Source organism: Bacteroides faecis (assembly GCF_020091505.1).
Classification (GTDB): Bacteria; Bacteroidota; Bacteroidia; order Bacteroidales; family Bacteroidaceae; genus Bacteroides; species Bacteroides faecis.
On sequence record NZ_CP081916.1, the window covers coordinates 1,981,943 to 1,996,811 of the forward strand.

Here is a 14,869-nt window from a genome sequence, read left to right on the forward strand (position 1 = left end):
TATTGTGTCAAAAGTAATATTTTGTGGGGAACCTTGCAATCTTTTGTCTATTTTGTCGTCTAATAATAAAACGAAATAAGACTAATAAACCGAAAATGATGAAACGATATATAGCGTTTGTTCTTATATGTTCTTTTACTATCTCTCTTTGGGCACAAACATTTAAAGGCAGAGTGGTTGACTTTGCGGGAAATCCGATACCCTACGCGGCACTTTATCTGAAAGAACTTAAAACAGGCTTTACTACCGATGATAATGGTTGTTTTCAGACTTCGCTCCAACCGGGACAATATACTTGTGAGGTTTCTTCTTTGGGATTCGCAGGACAAACGTTTTCCTTCTCCATATCTACCGGAGATTTGGAAAAGAATATCGTACTCTCGGAGCAGGTATACAGTTTGCGGGAAGTCAATGTAGTAAAAGGGGCGGAAGACCCTGCCTGTTCTGTGATGCGCAAAGCGATTGCCAATGCTCCTTATTACCGTACGCAGGTGAAAGGATTTAGAGCCGGTACCTATCTGAAAGGTACGGGGAAAATGAAGACCATTCCCGCTATTTTAAAGCTGTCAAAGGAAGTCAGGAAAGAGTCGAAGGAGCTTTTGGGTAAGTTGTTTGTGATGGAGGAACAGAGAGTGGTAACTTTCAAAGCTCCCTCTACCTGGGAGAATCAGGTAAAGGCTTATTCCAATTCTTTTCCGGAAGAGATGGAGGTCAGAATTGGTCTGACTACAATCAACTTTTACGAACCTGTTATTTTCGATAAGGTATCACCATTGAGTGCCGGAGCTTTTTCCTATTACCGTTTTAAGTTGGAAGGGTGTTATAGTGAAGGCAACTACCTGATCAATAAGATAAAAGTCATCCCTAAACAAGACAGCCCACGTCTGGTATCCGGAGATTTGTACATTGTGGAAGACCTTTGGTGTGTTTCTGCGGCTGATCTTTCTATTCATATGGGTGGTTTAAAGGCTAAGGTTAAGGTTACTTGTAAAGAAGTTCAGCCCGCTGTTTTTCTTGCTACTTCCACAAGTATGTCTTGTGAAATCAAGATGATGGGATTTTCGGCAGAGGCTTCTTATCTGGCGGCGGTACATTATACGAATGTAGAAGTTGCAGACCGTCAGCAGGTAATGAATAGGGGGCTGTCTTCTTCTGATACTTCACTGAAGCAAAACCGAAAGCAGCAGAAGCTTGCAAGGCAGATAGAAGAACTGGCGGCAAAAGATGATTTGACTTTGAAAGAAGCCTATAAATTATCTAAGCTGATGGAAAAGAACATAGCTGAATCCGACTCTACACGTTCTTCGCATAAATATGAGCGCAAAGTGAGAAAAAGAGAGGTGAATGTGAAGACTGATTCGCTGGCAGGTGAAAAGGATTCGCTTTATTGGGCGGCTGTCAGGAGTGTTCCTTTGCGCCCGGAAGAAATACAGAGTTATGTTCATAAGGAAAAGTTATCCCTTTCCAAAGATTCACTTCAAGAGGATGATTCGATAAAGACATCCGTTGGAAAAAAGATCATTCAGACATTTCTTATGGGGAAAACTTTTCGTAGTCCTAATAAAAATGTATGGATCTCTTGGACCGGCCTGCCTTCCTATGTGCCTGAATATAATTTTGTAGATGGTTTTTGGCTGGGAGCCAAGTTTGAAACAGGACTGAAACTATCGGAAGCCTCTGTTTTACAATTTACTCCATCTGCATACTATACCTCTGCCCGTAAAGCGTTGGCAGGACAAGGTGAACTCTCCCTGAGCTATGCTCCGAGGCGACGAGGGTATATGGTACTGTCCGGTGGAATGCTTTCTGCCGATTATAATGGAGAAAGTGGAGAATCACGTCTGATAAATGGCGTTGCTTCTTCTTTCTTCGGACGAAATGATGTGAAACTTTATGAGAAACGTTTCCTGTCCTTACATCATCAGATTGAATTGGCAAACAGTTTGTTGTTTTCTACCTCACTTTCCTGGCAGCGTCGGCAGATGTTGGAGAATCATATACACCGGAGTTGGTTTAAGAAAGAGGCAGAACCGAATATTCCGGATAGCCGGGCATTCTATCCGATGCCTGAAAATGAACTGTTAAAAGCTTCGTTTGCTTTGGAATATACTCCGGTCCATTATTACCGGATGCAGAAAGGGAAAAAAGTGTATGAAGAATCCAGGTATCCTACTTTTACATTACGTTATGACCGGGCTTTCCCTTTGAAAGGTACGTTGTCTTCTCCATCCTATCATTTAGCGGAATTTTCCGCCAGACAGAACATAGAGTTCGGAATGTTTAATACGTTGGACTGGGCCGTTAATGCCGGAACTTTTTGGGATAAGAAAGGTATGCAGTTCCCCGATTTCAAACATTTTGCGACAACTGGTTTACCGGTGACCGAACGCTCGTTTGACACAGGATTTTCTTTATTGGATAATTATGCATACTCTACCAATACCCGATGGGTACAAGCTAATATTTCCTGGTACACTCCCTATTTATTGCTGAAATTTCTACCTTTCCTGAAAAAGAAGAATCTGGATGAAGCATTGCATCTCCGTACGCTTGCAGGATATGACCGGCGTCCCTATTCGGAAATCGGTTACTCCATCGGATTCCTGAAACTGGCACGGTTAGGCGTCTTCGTTGGCTTCGAGAGTCTGAAATACCGTTCGACCGGAGTTTCCGTCAGCATTCCTTTGTCAATGTTTGCAGGAGAGTAGCACCTGTGTAGAAATAGTATGAATCATTCTTGCAATTCCGAAAAAAAACGTATTTTTGTCAATCTTATAACCTGAATAAATAAAAGAAATGGCCGAGAACCAAAAGATACAGCAGATAGATTGTACGAAAGTGCCGGAGCCTACTTTGCGCAGGCTGCCTTGGTACTTGTCGAATGTCAAGTTGCTGAAGCAAAGAGGCGAACGCTTTGTCTCTTCTACGCAGATATCTAAGGAAATAAATATTGACGCTTCACAGATAGCAAAAGACTTGTCGTATGTGAATATCTCCGGACGTACACGTGTGGGGTACGAGGTTGATGCGCTCATCAGGGTTTTAGAGCACTTCCTGGGGTTTACGGAGATACATAAGGCTTTTCTTTTTGGAGTCGGTAGTCTGGGAGGCGCACTTTTGCAAGACTCCGGTCTGAAGCATTTCGGACTTGAGATTGTGGCTGCTTTCGATATTGACCCGACGTTGGTCGGTACTCACCTGAACGGAATTCCTGTTTACCATTCGGACGACTTTCTGAAGAAGATGGAAGAATATGACGTACAGATCGGTGTGTTGACTGTTCCTATCGAGATTGCCCAGTGTATCACGGATATGATGGTGGACGGAGGAATCAAGGCTGTCTGGAATTTTACCCCTTTCCGTATCCGTGTTCCGGAAGATATCGTGGTACAGAATACATCCCTTTATGCTCATCTGGCGGTTATGTTCAATCGCCTTAATTTTAACGAAATCAAATAATGAAGATTATTGCCGTAGGAATGAACTATGCCCTGCACAATCAGGAGCTGGGACATACATCTATAAATAAAGAACCGGTTATTTTCATGAAGCCCGATTCGGCTATTCTGAAAGATGGCAAACCGTTCTTTATCCCTGATTTTTCGAATGAAGTACATTATGAGACGGAGCTTGTTGTACGCATCAACCGTCTTGGAAAGAATATTTCTCCCCGTTTTGCCCATCGATATTATGACGCATTGACAGTTGGCATTGACTTTACCGCTCGTGACCTTCAGCGTAAATTTCGTGAAGCTGGTAATCCGTGGGAACTTTGCAAAGGTTTCGACTCTTCTGCCGCTATCGGCACTTTTGTTCCGGTAGAGCGCTATAAAGACATTCAGAATCTGAATTTCAATCTGATGATTGATGGCAAGGAGGTGCAACGTGGTTGTACAGCGGATATGCTCTTTAAAGTGGATGATATCATTGCTTACGTTAGCCAGTTCGTAACACTCAAAATAGGAGATTTACTATTCACGGGGACACCTGCCGGGGTAGGTCCGGTTAGTATCGGCCAGCATTTGCAGGGATATCTGGAAGGAGAAAAGTTGCTGGATTTCTATATACGTTGATCCGTATATTCTTTATTTGACTCATTTATTAAATAGTTTATGAAAATAAGAGTAGGTTTTGGCTTCGACGTACATCAGCTGGTCGAAGGCCGTGAATTGTGGTTGGGTGGTATTCGTCTGGAGCATGCTAAAGGCTTGCTGGGACATTCGGATGCTGATGTATTACTGCATACGGTTTGCGACGCTTTGTTGGGAGCCGCTAATATGCGCGACATCGGCTATCATTTTCCGGATACTGCCGGAGAGTATAAAAATATCGATAGCAAGATTCTTTTGAAAAAGACAGTAGAACTGATTGCGACCAAAGGATACCGTGTCGGGAATATTGATGCGACTATTTGTGCGGAACGTCCCAAGCTGAAAGCTCATATTCCGTTGATGCAGGAGACGATGGCAGCCGTAATGGGTATCGATGCGGAGGACATCTCGATTAAAGCGACTACAACCGAAAAGCTGGGCTTTACCGGACGTGAAGAAGGTATTTCCGCTTATGCTACCGTGCTGATAGAGAAGGACTGATAAGAATTGCAGAACTTCTGAATGGCTGGCTATATGGGTCCGCTGATAGGTGGGCTTTCGTGTATTTGCTGTCTGTTTATGGTCAGTCCGTTATAAAGAAGATTACTAACCCCCTAAAACAATAAATAGTATGAACCGATCTTTAAAATTATTCTTGGCACTGGTTTCTTTGTGTATGACCACCTTCTGTTTCGCTCAAAAGAGTGAATTACAGTTTAACAAAGATGGCAAGTTTAAAATAGTACAGTTCACTGACGTCCATTTTAAATATAAGAATCCCGCTTCCGACATAGCGCTGGAACGTATCAATCAGGTACTCGATGAAGAACAGCCTGATTTTGTAATCTTTACCGGTGATGTGGTTTATTCTGCTCCGGCAGACAAAGGCATGTTGCAGGTATTGGAACAGGTATCGAAGCGTAAACTACCTTTTGTAGTCACTTTCGGCAATCATGATAATGAGCAGGGAATGACACGGGAGCAATTATACGATATCATCCGTCAGGTACCGGGCAATCTGATGCCGGACCGGGGCTCGGCCCTTTCTCCGGATTATGTATTGACAGTAAAAGCATCTTCCGATGCAAAGAAGGACGCGGCTGTTCTCTATTGCATGGACTCCCATTCTTATTCTCCGTTGAAGGATGTGAAAGGTTACGCATGGCTTACGTTCGACCAAATCAATTGGTATCGTCAGCAGAGTGCTGCTTATACCGCACAGAACGGTGGGCAACCATTGCCGGCGCTTGCTTTTTTCCACATTCCTCTGCCGGAATATAATGAAGCGGCTTCTGATGAAAATGCCATTTTGCGTGGAACCCGTATGGAAGAAGCATGTGCGCCCAAACTGAATACGGGTATGTTTGCTGCAATGAAAGAGTCGGGGGATGTGATGGGAATGTTTGTTGGTCACGATCATGATAATGATTATGCGGTGATGTGGAAAGGAATCCTGTTGGCCTATGGTCGTTTTACTGGTGGAAATACAGAATATAATCACCTGCCGAATGGTGCCCGTATCATAGTGCTTGATGAAGGTGCCCGTACTTTCACTTCCTGGATTCGCCAGAAAGACGGTATCGTTGATAAGGTTAGCTATCCGGCAAGTTTCGTTAAGGACGATTGGACCAAACGTTAGCGATAGCCAGTTTCACATTGCTGAGGCGGGTATATTTGGAACCGTAGCTTTCGAACAGGCGTGATACCCGCGCCGATGCAACATATATAATTTCTCCCGGTCGATATTCATGCTCTATTCCGGATAGGGTACATGATATCGCACTGGGAGTTTTTGATGGGATGCTCATTGTCACTAGGTTGCCGCTGGCATCGTTTAACGTCAGTATTTGCTTCACGAAGAATTGCGGAGTTGTTCCATTTATTCTTGTCTTGTAGGGGTCATCTTCCAAACGCACCCGCATGACTTTCAGCTTTAAGTCTGTCAGCTTCTCGTTCACTTCTCCCAAATAGCGACTCGCCCGGCGTGTCTCTTTCGTTTTCCGCAGCATTATGTCCAGATGTACCGAATGGTAGGCCTGTGCTATTTTGACGAAACGTTCCTGTTTGGGAATCTTCGGGGTAAACTTGTAGGCGATCCAGCTCAGATAGGCGGGATCGATCTTTAGGATTTCGTGCAGGAAGTGTCCCCTGTATTTGCCGAAAAAGATGAGATCGTCACCATTGCTCTGCATTCTTTTCTCATTATAATCTACAAGAATGAGGCACCGTCGCGAATAATAAAATAGGGTGCTGGCCATTCGCAGAGACTCATTGATATCCGGAGACAAATCATGTATATAGAGAATCGATTGCTTTTCGGGCAGGGGAGAGTAGAGCCAAAGGGAGTAGTTGGGTTTTCCCGGTCGGGGCAACACCACCAGATAAACTCCTGCCTCTTTGAAAGAGGATCTGCCTCGGTTGTATTCATTCAGTTTGGCATACAATAAGGCTTGCTCGCTTTCGGAAATTCCCGGTAATTTTGGGTTAGCCATAATTGTTCTCGCTTTTGGTATAATTCAAATATACGGATTTTCTTTCAAAGAAGCAAGTCTTTCTGCTGTATAGATAGGGCTGTTAACGATCTTTTTTGTTTCTTTCTGTACGGATTTGAATGAAGAATGTCCTGATTTCAATATCAGTTTCAACCGTTGAAACACTTTGTTCCAAGGCATGAAACTAAAAGTATCAAGCGGTTCTTATGATTGAAAAAGCAGATTCTTTCGGCTATAAAAGAAGGAAGTGGAGGAATTAATTTATTTTCTCTTTGAAATCTTGTACATTTGTATTCTTGTAATTATAGGAAATTCGGATGAAAGAACGGAATAAAAGAGTATTAGTCGGTATGAGTGGCGGTATAGATAGCACTGCTACTTGTCTGATGCTACAGGAACAGGGATATGAAATAGTAGGAGTCACGATGCGTGTTTGGGGAGATGAGCCTCAGGATGCACGCGAGCTTGCCGCACGGATGGGAATTGAACATTATGTGGCTGATGAACGTATACCTTTCAAGGAGACTATTGTGCGGAATTTTATCGATGAGTACAAGCAAGGGCGTACCCCGAATCCGTGTGTGATGTGTAACCCCTTATTTAAATTCCGTGTATTGGCAGAATGGGCTGATAAACTGAATTGTGCTTACATTGCGACCGGACACTACTCTCGTTTGGAAGAGCGGAACGGGCACATTTATATTGTAGCGGGAGACGATGATAAAAAAGACCAGTCGTACTTCCTTTGGCAGTTGGGACAAGATGTGCTGAGGCGGTGTATCTTTCCATTAGGAGACTACACGAAAATAAAGGTGCGTGAGTATCTGGCAGAAAAAGGATATGAAGCGAAATCCAAAGAAGGTGAAAGCATGGAAGTCTGTTTCATCCAAGGAGATTACCGTGACTTTCTGCGCGAACAGTGTCCGGAATTGGATACAGAGATCGGCCCCGGGTGGTTTGTCAGTTCCGAAGGGGTGAAGCTGGGACAACACAAGGGAGCACCTTATTACACAATCGGCCAGCGGAAAGGGCTGGAGATTGCTTTGGGTAAGCCTGCTTATGTGTTGAAAATCAATCCGCAGAAGAATACCGTGATGTTGGGTGATGCCGAACAATTACAGACGGAATACATGCTTGCGGAACGAGACCGCATAGTAGATGAACAAGAGCTACTAGCTTGTGAAAGCCTTGCGGTGAGAATCCGTTATCGCAGCCGTCCGATACCTTGTCGGGTGAAGCGTCTGGAAGATGGACGCTTGTTTGTGCATTTCCGTGAGATAGCTTCGGCGGTGGCTCCCGGTCAGTCGGCGGTATTTTATGATGGACGGCGGGTGCTTGGCGGCGCGTTTATCGCTTCGCAACGCGGGATTGGTTTGGTGATCATAGAGAATAAGGATGAATTGTAGAATAAAATAAACAGAGAGATTCAGATGAAAAGATTAGTATTAGCAGCATTGATCCTGACTACAGCGGTGGGAGCATCTGCTCAATTTACCTCTACCGATACCTTGAAGTATCGGATCAGCCTCACAGATAAGGCTGCAACCACATATTCCATCAGGCAACCGGAGAAATTTCTTTCCAAGAAATCAATCGACCGCAGATTGAGACAGAAATTGGCTATTGACTCTACCGACTTGCCGGTCTGTAAGAAGTATGTAGATGCCATACGCAAGAAAGGCGTCCATATTCTCGTTACTGGGAAGTGGGACAATTTTGTGACAGTTTCCTGCAATGACAGTATGCTGATCCACCAAATAGCCAAACTGCCTTTTGTCCGTTCCATTGAGAAAGTATGGCAAGGCAAAGTGACGGCAGCTACAAAAAGAGATTCGTTGATTAATAATCCGCAGCGTTCGGACAGTCTGTATGGTCCTGCTATTACCCAAATAGAAATGAGCCGTGCGAACCTTCTCCACGATGCCGGATTTAAGGGGCAAGGCATGACCATTGCCGTGATTGATGCCGGATTTCATAATGCGGACAAAATCGAAGCGATGAAGAATATCCGTGTGCTTGGGACACGTGACTTTGTGAATCCCGAAGCGGACATTTATGCTGAAAGCAACCACGGTATGTCGGTACTGTCTTGTATGGCAATGAATCAGCCGAATGTCATGATCGGTACAGCGCCGGAAGCCTCCTACTGGCTACTCCGTAGTGAGGATGAATCTTCTGAACACTTGGTAGAACAGGATTATTGGGCGGCAGCCATTGAATTTGCCGATAGCGTGGGCGTGGACGTTGTGAATACGTCACTGGGCTATTACACTTTTGACGATCCGACAAAAAATTATCGCTACCGTGATTTGAACGGACACTATGCATTGATGTCACGGGAAGCTTCGAAAGCGGCTGATAAGGGTATGATCGTTGTTTGCAGTGCCGGAAACTCCGGTGGTGGTTCGTGGAAGAAGATTACTCCTCCGGGTGATGCGGAGAATGTGCTGACTGTGGGAGCTATTGATAAAAAGAAGTTGCTGGCTTCTTTCTCTTCTATCGGCAATACAGCCGACGGACGCGTAAAACCGGACGTAGTAGCTGTCGGTTCCAAAGCAGACATCATAGGTACAGACGGTAATCTTCGTCTGGCAAACGGGACTTCTTTTTCTTCGCCTATCATGTGTGGAATGGTTACTTGTCTTTGGCAGGCTTGTCCGAACTTGACTGCAAAAGAAGTGATCGAACTGGTCCGCAGTGTAGGCGACAGATCCGATTTCCCGGACAATATTTACGGTTATGGCATTCCGGACCTTTGGAAAGCTTATCAAATGAACAAGGAATAACGCTTATTCTTTATTCATTATTCATCATACTTCATTCAAACTATGGATTCTCTTTCCCTTTTAGAATTAAATGCGCTTGTCAGGCGAAGTCTGGAACAATGTCTTCCCGACGAATATTGGATACAGGCAGAATTGAGCGATGTCCGTTCCAATACTACGGGACATTGTTATCTGGAGTTTGTGCAGAAAGACTCTCGCAGCAATAATCTTGTAGCCAAGGCGCGCGGCATGATATGGAGCAATATCTATCGTTTGCTGAAACCTTACTTTGAGGAAACCACCGGACAGTTGTTTACTTCCGGCATTAAAGTACTGGTGAAGGTTACGGTTCAGTTCCACGAACTTTATGGTTATAGTCTGACTGTGCTCGATATTGATCCTGCCTATACATTAGGAGATATGGCTCGCCGCCGTCGCGAGATACTGTTGCAGCTGGAAGAAGAAGGGGTGCTGACATTGAATAAAGAACTGGAAATGCCGCTTCTGCCTCAACGTATTGCAGTCATTTCCTCTGCTACCGCAGCAGGATACGGAGATTTTTGTCATCAGTTGCAGCACAATCCCGGCGGATTCTTTTTCTATACCGAACTATTTCCGGCTTTGATGCAAGGCAATCAAGTGGAAGAATCAGTACTGGCAGCATTGGATCGTATAAATGACCGGATTCATGAATTTGATGTAGTTGTCATTATACGGGGTGGAGGGGCGACCTCGGACTTGTCCGGTTTTGATACATACCTGCTGGCAGCTGCGTGTGCACAGTTTCCGTTGCCCATCATTACCGGTATCGGCCATGAACGGGATGATACGGTACTCGACTCTGTTGCACATACGCGAGTGAAAACACCGACGGCTGCTGCTGAACTTCTGATCCACCGCATCACCGAGTCGGCAGACCGTCTGGAAGAGTTATCCGCCCGCCTGCAACAAGGGGCATATTCCCTGCTCGAACAGGAGTGGCGGAGGCTGGAAATGATTCATTCCCGTATCCCGAGCCTTGTTCATCGGAAACTTACGGATGCCCGTTTCACTTTGCTGACAGTCCAAAAGGATTTGTCACAAGGGGTGCAGACTCTGTTGTCCCGCCATCATCATCGGTTGGAACTGTTACAGCAGCGTGTAGCGGACGCCTCCCCCGACAAACTGCTGAGTCGTGGATATAGCATCACGCTGAAAGATGGAAAAGCGGTCACGGATGCCGCTTCATTGCTCCCCGGAGATCAGCTGGTTACTCGTCTGGCTAAAGGAAGTTTCACTTCTGAAGTCCGGCACCGATGAAGCCACCCTCCGGCACCGATGAAGACGCCCTTCGGCACCGATGAAGACGCCCTTCGGCACCGATGAGCGACGCCTGCCCCACCGAGCATTATTATTCATCTTAAATACAATAAATATGGTAGCTAAAAAAGAAACATACTCCCAAGCGATGGAACGTCTTGAAAAGATAGTTCGCCAGATAGACAACAACGAACTGGATATCGACATTTTGAGCGAAAAAATCAAAGAAGCCAATGAAATTATTGCCTTTTGTACCGAAAAACTGACGAAAGTGGATCGGGAGGTCGAAAAATTGTTGCAAGAAAAGCGGCAGTCTGAAGAATAAAAGTTATTTTTGCGAATCAAAGCGTAAAATAAACTAATACATAACGATATGAAAGAAATAGACTGGGCGAATCTGTCGTTCGGATACATGAAGACAGATTACAATGTGAGAATTAATTTCCGCAACGGTGCATGGGGTGAACTGGAAGTTAGCAGTGAAGAATACCTCAACCTGCACATGGCGGCTACTTGCCTGCACTATGGTCAGGAAGCTTTTGAAGGATTGAAAGCTTTCCGCGGCAAAGACGGCAAAGTGCGTATTTTCCGTTTGGAAGAAAATGCGGCACGTCTGCAATCTACTTGTCAGGGGATCTTGATGGCTGAGTTGCCGACCGAACGTTTTAAGGAAGCTATTCTGAAAGTTGTGAAATTGAACGAGCGTTTCATTCCTCCTTATGAGACCGGTGCTTCTCTCTATATTCGTCCGTTGTTGATCGGAACAAGTGCTCAGGTAGGTGTACACCCTGCTGACGAGTATATGTTTGTCGTATTTGTAACTCCGGTAGGTCCTTACTTCAAAGGAGGTTTCTCTACCAATCCGTACGTTATTATTCGCGAATTCGACCGTGCAGCTCCTCATGGAACAGGTGTCTATAAAGTGGGTGGTAACTATGCAGCCAGTCTGCGTGCCAACAAGAAGGCGCATGATTTGGGCTATTCTTGTGAATTCTATCTGGATGCCAAAGAAAAGAAATATATCGATGAGTGTGGCGCGGCCAACTTTTTCGGAATTAAAGATAATACTTACATTACTCCGAAATCATCTTCTATCTTGCCTTCTATCACCAACAAGAGTCTGATGCAATTGGCAGAAGATATGGGTATTAAAGTAGAACGCCGTCCGATACCGGAAGAAGAACTGGAAACGTTTGAAGAAGCGGGCGCTTGCGGTACTGCTGCGGTGATCAGCCCGATTCAGCGTATCGATGATTTGGAGAATGGAAAATCATACGTTATCTCTAAAGATGGCAAGCCGGGACCGATTTGTACGAAACTATATAATAAGTTACGTGGTATTCAGTATGGTGACGAACCGGATACACATGGCTGGGTGACGATTGTAGAATAATTGATTTTTAAGTATAATCTCTTTTAATTGCGTAATTACTATGTTAAAACAAAATTCAGAATTGCGTGCCCAGGCACGTGAAGCCCTTCGGGGTAAGTGGCCTATGGCAGCCGTTGCTGCTCTTATTTATTCGGCTATTGCCGGTGGTCTGTCTTCTATTCCTTTTATTGGATGGATAGGTTCGTTACTGGTCGGTCTGCCTGTTGCGTATGGCTTTGCTGTTTTAATGCTTGGCGTGTTCAGAGGAGCGGAAGAAGTTGATCTGGGAGTACTGTTTGCAGGATTTCAGGAATACAGCCGTATCTTGAGTACTAAGCTGCTGCAAGCCGTTTATACCTTCCTGTGGTCATTATTGCTTCTGATTCCGGGTATTATTAAGTATTATTCTTATGGAATGACAGACTATATCCTGAAAGATGAACCTGAATTGTGTAACAATGCTGCAATTGAAAGAAGTATGGCGATGATGGAAGGCAACAAGATGAAATTGTTCCTGCTCGATTTGAGCTTTATCGGTTGGGCTATCCTTTGCCTCTTTACTTTTGGTCTCGGATTCTTTGTTCTGCAACCTTATATGCAAGTAGCCCGTGCTGCTTTCTATGAAGATCTGAAAGCTCAGCAGGGCGGTTTCAATATCAATGTCGAAGTGAATATCGAAAGTTGATAAACGAATAAATATCATCATGAAGAATGGAGTACGGAGCAATCTGTACTCCATTTATTTTTGTTGTTTACGAAAAGTAAGTACCTTTGCATCCTAATCAGTAATGAGATGGGAAAGAATAAATTAGAGAAGTTTGCCGATATGGCGAGTTACCCGCATGTATTCGAATATCCTTATTCGGCGGTGGATAATGTGCCTTTTGACATGAAGGGAAAATGGCATCAGGAATTTTTCGGAAACGATCATCCGATAGTGCTCGAACTTGGTTGCGGACGGGGTGAATATACCGTCGGGCTGGGCAAAATGTTTCCCGACAAGAACTTTATAGCTGTTGATATCAAAGGCTCCCGGATGTGGACCGGTGCGACGGAATCCCTGCAGGCAGGAATGAAGAATGTTGCTTTTCTTCGCACAAATATTGAGATCATCGAACGCTTTTTTGCAGCAGGTGAAGTCAGTGAGATTTGGCTGACCTTCTCTGATCCGCAGATGAAAAAGGCTACCAAGCGGCTGACCTCCACTTATTTTATGGAGCGTTATCGTAAGTTTTTGAAGCCGGATGGAATCATCCATCTGAAGACCGACAGCAACTTCATGTTTACTTATACGAAATACATGATAGAGGCAAATAATCTTCCGATAGAATTTATGACGGAAGACTTATATCATTCCGGCTTAGTGGATGACATTCTTGGAATCAAGACTTATTATGAACAACAATGGCTTGATCGTGGTTTAAATATTAAGTATATTAAATTCCGGCTTCCGCAGGAAGGTCAATTGCAGGAACCGGATGTAGAAATAGAACTTGATCCCTATCGTAGCTACAACCGTAGCAAGCGTAGCGGATTAACCACAAGCAAGTAGCTTGTCAGCATAATCACCGTAAAGTGAACAGCCAACTGACCGAACGGTGAATTTAAATAGTAAATAGTAAATAGTCAAATAGTAATTAAAATGACCCTTTATCCGAAATTAATATTGGATGCACTGGCAACGGTGCGTTATCCCGGTACGGGAAAGAATCTGGTGGAAGCGGAGATGGTTGCAGACAACCTGCGTATTGACGGTATGACAGTCAGTTTTTCTTTAATCTTTGAGAAGCCGACCGATCCGTTTATGAAATCAATGCTGAAGGCTGCGGAAACAGCCATTCATACCTATGTATCACCGGATGTACAGGTAACTATTACAACAGAAAGTAAACAGGCTGCTCGTCCGGAAGTGGGCAAACTGCTTCCGCAGGTGAAGAATATTATCGGCATTTCTTCCGGCAAAGGAGGGGTGGGTAAGTCTACCGTTTCTGCAAATCTGGCAGTTGCTTTGGCTAAGTTGGGCTACAAAGTCGGTCTGCTTGATGCCGATATCTTCGGTCCTTCCATGCCGAAGATGTTTCAGGTGGAAGATGCCCGTCCGTATGCGGAGAAGATTGATGGACGTGATCTGATTATTCCGGTAGAGAAATACGGTGTGAAACTGCTTTCTATCGGTTTCTTCGTTGATCCTGATCAGGCTACACTTTGGCGCGGCGGTATGGCGAGCAATGCATTAAAACAGCTGATTGGTGATGCTGACTGGGGTGATCTTGATTATTTTCTGATTGATCTTCCTCCCGGTACAAGTGACATTCATCTGACCGTTGTTCAGACATTGGCTATGACGGGAGCGATTGTCGTCAGCACTCCGCAGGCTGTTGCACTGGCGGATGCCCGTAAAGGAATCAACATGTTCACGAACGATAAAGTGAATGTACCTATTCTGGGATTGGTTGAGAATATGGCTTGGTTTACGCCTGCCGAACTGCCGGAGAATAAGTACTATATCTTCGGTAAAGAAGGGGCTAAGAAATTGGCTGAAGAAATGAATGTACCTTTACTTGGCCAGATCCCTATTGTGCAAAGCATCTGTGAAGGTGGGGACAATGGGACTCCGGTAGCGTTGGATGAAGATACGGTAACGGGACGTGCTTTCTTGTCTTTGGCAGCCAGCGTCGTTCGTCAGGTAGATCGTCGGAATATAGAGATGGCTCCGACCAAGATTGTAGAGATGCATAAATAAATGTTCTGATACTGAACTTACGCTGAATATAAAACCTCCCGATGAGATGTGTCTTGCTTCATCATCGGGAGGTTGTTTCATTGATTGGTATAGCTTTGGGTTACTTT

The 14,869-nt window shown here is 44.6% G+C and carries 14 protein-coding genes; 13 read left to right on the plus strand and 1 reads right to left on the minus strand.

Going from position 1 to position 14,869, the window contains the following annotated elements:
• Positions 1 to 98: 98 nt before the first annotated feature.
• The 5 genes from K6V30_RS07875 (at position 99) to K6V30_RS07895 (ending at position 5,730) form a co-directional block, all read left to right on the plus strand.
• Positions 99 to 2,708, plus strand: a complete 2,610-nt coding sequence (locus K6V30_RS07875) for a DUF5686 and carboxypeptidase regulatory-like domain-containing protein (RefSeq protein ID WP_055271316.1) — start codon at positions 99 to 101, stop codon at positions 2,706 to 2,708.
• Between the two features lie 88 nt (positions 2,709 to 2,796).
• A complete protein-coding gene (locus K6V30_RS07880; RefSeq protein ID WP_022300870.1) occupies positions 2,797 to 3,459 on the plus strand; it encodes a redox-sensing transcriptional repressor Rex in 663 nt (220 codons plus the stop codon).
• Positions 3,459 to 4,073 carry a fumarylacetoacetate hydrolase family protein gene (locus K6V30_RS07885; protein WP_010536512.1) on the plus strand — a complete coding sequence of 205 codons (615 nt, stop codon included), beginning with the start codon at positions 3,459 to 3,461 and terminating at the stop codon, positions 4,071 to 4,073. Before K6V30_RS07880 ends, K6V30_RS07885 begins: the two co-directional genes overlap by 1 nt.
• A 39-nt stretch (positions 4,074 to 4,112) precedes the next feature.
• Entirely contained in the window at positions 4,113 to 4,592 is a 480-nt protein-coding gene (gene ispF, locus K6V30_RS07890) for a 2-C-methyl-D-erythritol 2,4-cyclodiphosphate synthase (RefSeq protein ID WP_010536513.1), read from the plus strand.
• 130 nt (positions 4,593 to 4,722) lie between these two features.
• Positions 4,723 to 5,730, plus strand: a complete 1,008-nt coding sequence (locus K6V30_RS07895; RefSeq protein ID WP_055271289.1) for a metallophosphoesterase family protein — start codon at positions 4,723 to 4,725, stop codon at positions 5,728 to 5,730.
• On the opposite strand, the gene K6V30_RS07900 is transcribed toward K6V30_RS07895, so the two are convergent.
• Positions 5,705 to 6,583 carry an exodeoxyribonuclease X C-terminal domain-containing protein gene (locus K6V30_RS07900; RefSeq protein ID WP_010536515.1) on the minus strand — a complete coding sequence of 293 codons (879 nt, stop codon included), beginning with the start codon at positions 6,581 to 6,583 and terminating at the stop codon, positions 5,705 to 5,707. The genes K6V30_RS07895 and K6V30_RS07900 overlap by 26 nt on opposite strands.
• A gap of 317 nt (positions 6,584 to 6,900) precedes the next feature.
• On the opposite strand from K6V30_RS07900, the gene mnmA reads away from it, so the two are divergent.
• The 8 genes from mnmA (at position 6,901) to K6V30_RS07940 (ending at position 14,762) form a co-directional block, all read left to right on the plus strand.
• On the plus strand, positions 6,901 to 7,989 hold the full coding sequence (gene mnmA, locus K6V30_RS07905) for a tRNA 2-thiouridine(34) synthase MnmA (RefSeq protein WP_022300866.1): 1,089 nt from the start codon (positions 6,901 to 6,903) through the stop codon (positions 7,987 to 7,989).
• Positions 7,990 to 8,013: 24 nt separating this feature from the next.
• Positions 8,014 to 9,369 carry a S8 family peptidase gene (locus K6V30_RS07910; RefSeq protein ID WP_055271287.1) on the plus strand — a complete coding sequence of 452 codons (1,356 nt, stop codon included), beginning with the start codon at positions 8,014 to 8,016 and terminating at the stop codon, positions 9,367 to 9,369.
• 42 nt (positions 9,370 to 9,411) lie between these two features.
• Positions 9,412 to 10,647: an exodeoxyribonuclease VII large subunit gene (xseA, locus tag K6V30_RS07915; RefSeq protein ID WP_055271285.1), complete on the plus strand. Its 1,236-nt coding sequence runs from the start codon at positions 9,412 to 9,414 to the stop codon at positions 10,645 to 10,647.
• Between the two features lie 115 nt (positions 10,648 to 10,762).
• Positions 10,763 to 10,972 carry an exodeoxyribonuclease VII small subunit gene (gene xseB, locus K6V30_RS07920; RefSeq protein ID WP_022300865.1) on the plus strand — a complete coding sequence of 70 codons (210 nt, stop codon included), beginning with the start codon at positions 10,763 to 10,765 and terminating at the stop codon, positions 10,970 to 10,972.
• 48 nt (positions 10,973 to 11,020) lie between these two features.
• Positions 11,021 to 12,040 (plus strand): branched-chain amino acid aminotransferase, encoded by a 1,020-nt coding sequence (locus K6V30_RS07925; RefSeq protein WP_022300864.1) that lies wholly within the window; start codon positions 11,021 to 11,023, stop codon positions 12,038 to 12,040.
• Between the two features lie 40 nt (positions 12,041 to 12,080).
• A complete protein-coding gene (locus K6V30_RS07930) occupies positions 12,081 to 12,704 on the plus strand; it encodes a DUF975 family protein (protein ID WP_055271283.1) in 624 nt (207 codons plus the stop codon).
• 108 nt (positions 12,705 to 12,812) lie between these two features.
• Positions 12,813 to 13,571 carry a tRNA (guanosine(46)-N7)-methyltransferase TrmB gene (trmB, locus tag K6V30_RS07935; protein ID WP_010536522.1) on the plus strand — a complete coding sequence of 253 codons (759 nt, stop codon included), beginning with the start codon at positions 12,813 to 12,815 and terminating at the stop codon, positions 13,569 to 13,571.
• Between the two features lie 90 nt (positions 13,572 to 13,661).
• Positions 13,662 to 14,762, plus strand: a complete 1,101-nt coding sequence (locus K6V30_RS07940; protein WP_010536523.1) for an Mrp/NBP35 family ATP-binding protein — start codon at positions 13,662 to 13,664, stop codon at positions 14,760 to 14,762.
• The last annotated feature ends 107 nt before the right edge of the window (positions 14,763 to 14,869 follow it).

Bases quoted from the DNA above. Each gene is read 5' to 3' on its own strand.
- K6V30_RS07880 (WP_022300870.1), top strand. From the start codon at position 2,797: ATGGCCGAGAACCAAAAGATACAGCAGATAGATTGTACGAAAGTGCCG.
- K6V30_RS07910 (WP_055271287.1), top strand. From the start codon at position 8,014: ATGAAAAGATTAGTATTAGCAGCATTGATCCTGACTACAGCGGTGGGA.
- trmB (WP_010536522.1), top strand. From the start codon at position 12,813: ATGGGAAAGAATAAATTAGAGAAGTTTGCCGATATGGCGAGTTACCCG.
- xseA (WP_055271285.1), top strand. From the start codon at position 9,412: ATGGATTCTCTTTCCCTTTTAGAATTAAATGCGCTTGTCAGGCGAAGT.
- K6V30_RS07900 (WP_010536515.1), bottom strand. From the start codon at position 6,583: ATGGCTAACCCAAAATTACCGGGAATTTCCGAAAGCGAGCAAGCCTTA.
- K6V30_RS07875 (WP_055271316.1), top strand. From the start codon at position 99: ATGAAACGATATATAGCGTTTGTTCTTATATGTTCTTTTACTATCTCT.
- K6V30_RS07940 (WP_010536523.1), top strand. From the start codon at position 13,662: ATGACCCTTTATCCGAAATTAATATTGGATGCACTGGCAACGGTGCGT.
- mnmA (WP_022300866.1), top strand. From the start codon at position 6,901: ATGAAAGAACGGAATAAAAGAGTATTAGTCGGTATGAGTGGCGGTATA.
- xseB (WP_022300865.1), top strand. From the start codon at position 10,763: ATGGTAGCTAAAAAAGAAACATACTCCCAAGCGATGGAACGTCTTGAA.
- ispF (WP_010536513.1), top strand. From the start codon at position 4,113: ATGAAAATAAGAGTAGGTTTTGGCTTCGACGTACATCAGCTGGTCGAA.
- K6V30_RS07925 (WP_022300864.1), top strand. From the start codon at position 11,021: ATGAAAGAAATAGACTGGGCGAATCTGTCGTTCGGATACATGAAGACA.
- K6V30_RS07930 (WP_055271283.1), top strand. From the start codon at position 12,081: ATGTTAAAACAAAATTCAGAATTGCGTGCCCAGGCACGTGAAGCCCTT.
- K6V30_RS07885 (WP_010536512.1), top strand. From the start codon at position 3,459: ATGAAGATTATTGCCGTAGGAATGAACTATGCCCTGCACAATCAGGAG.
- K6V30_RS07895 (WP_055271289.1), top strand. From the start codon at position 4,723: ATGAACCGATCTTTAAAATTATTCTTGGCACTGGTTTCTTTGTGTATG.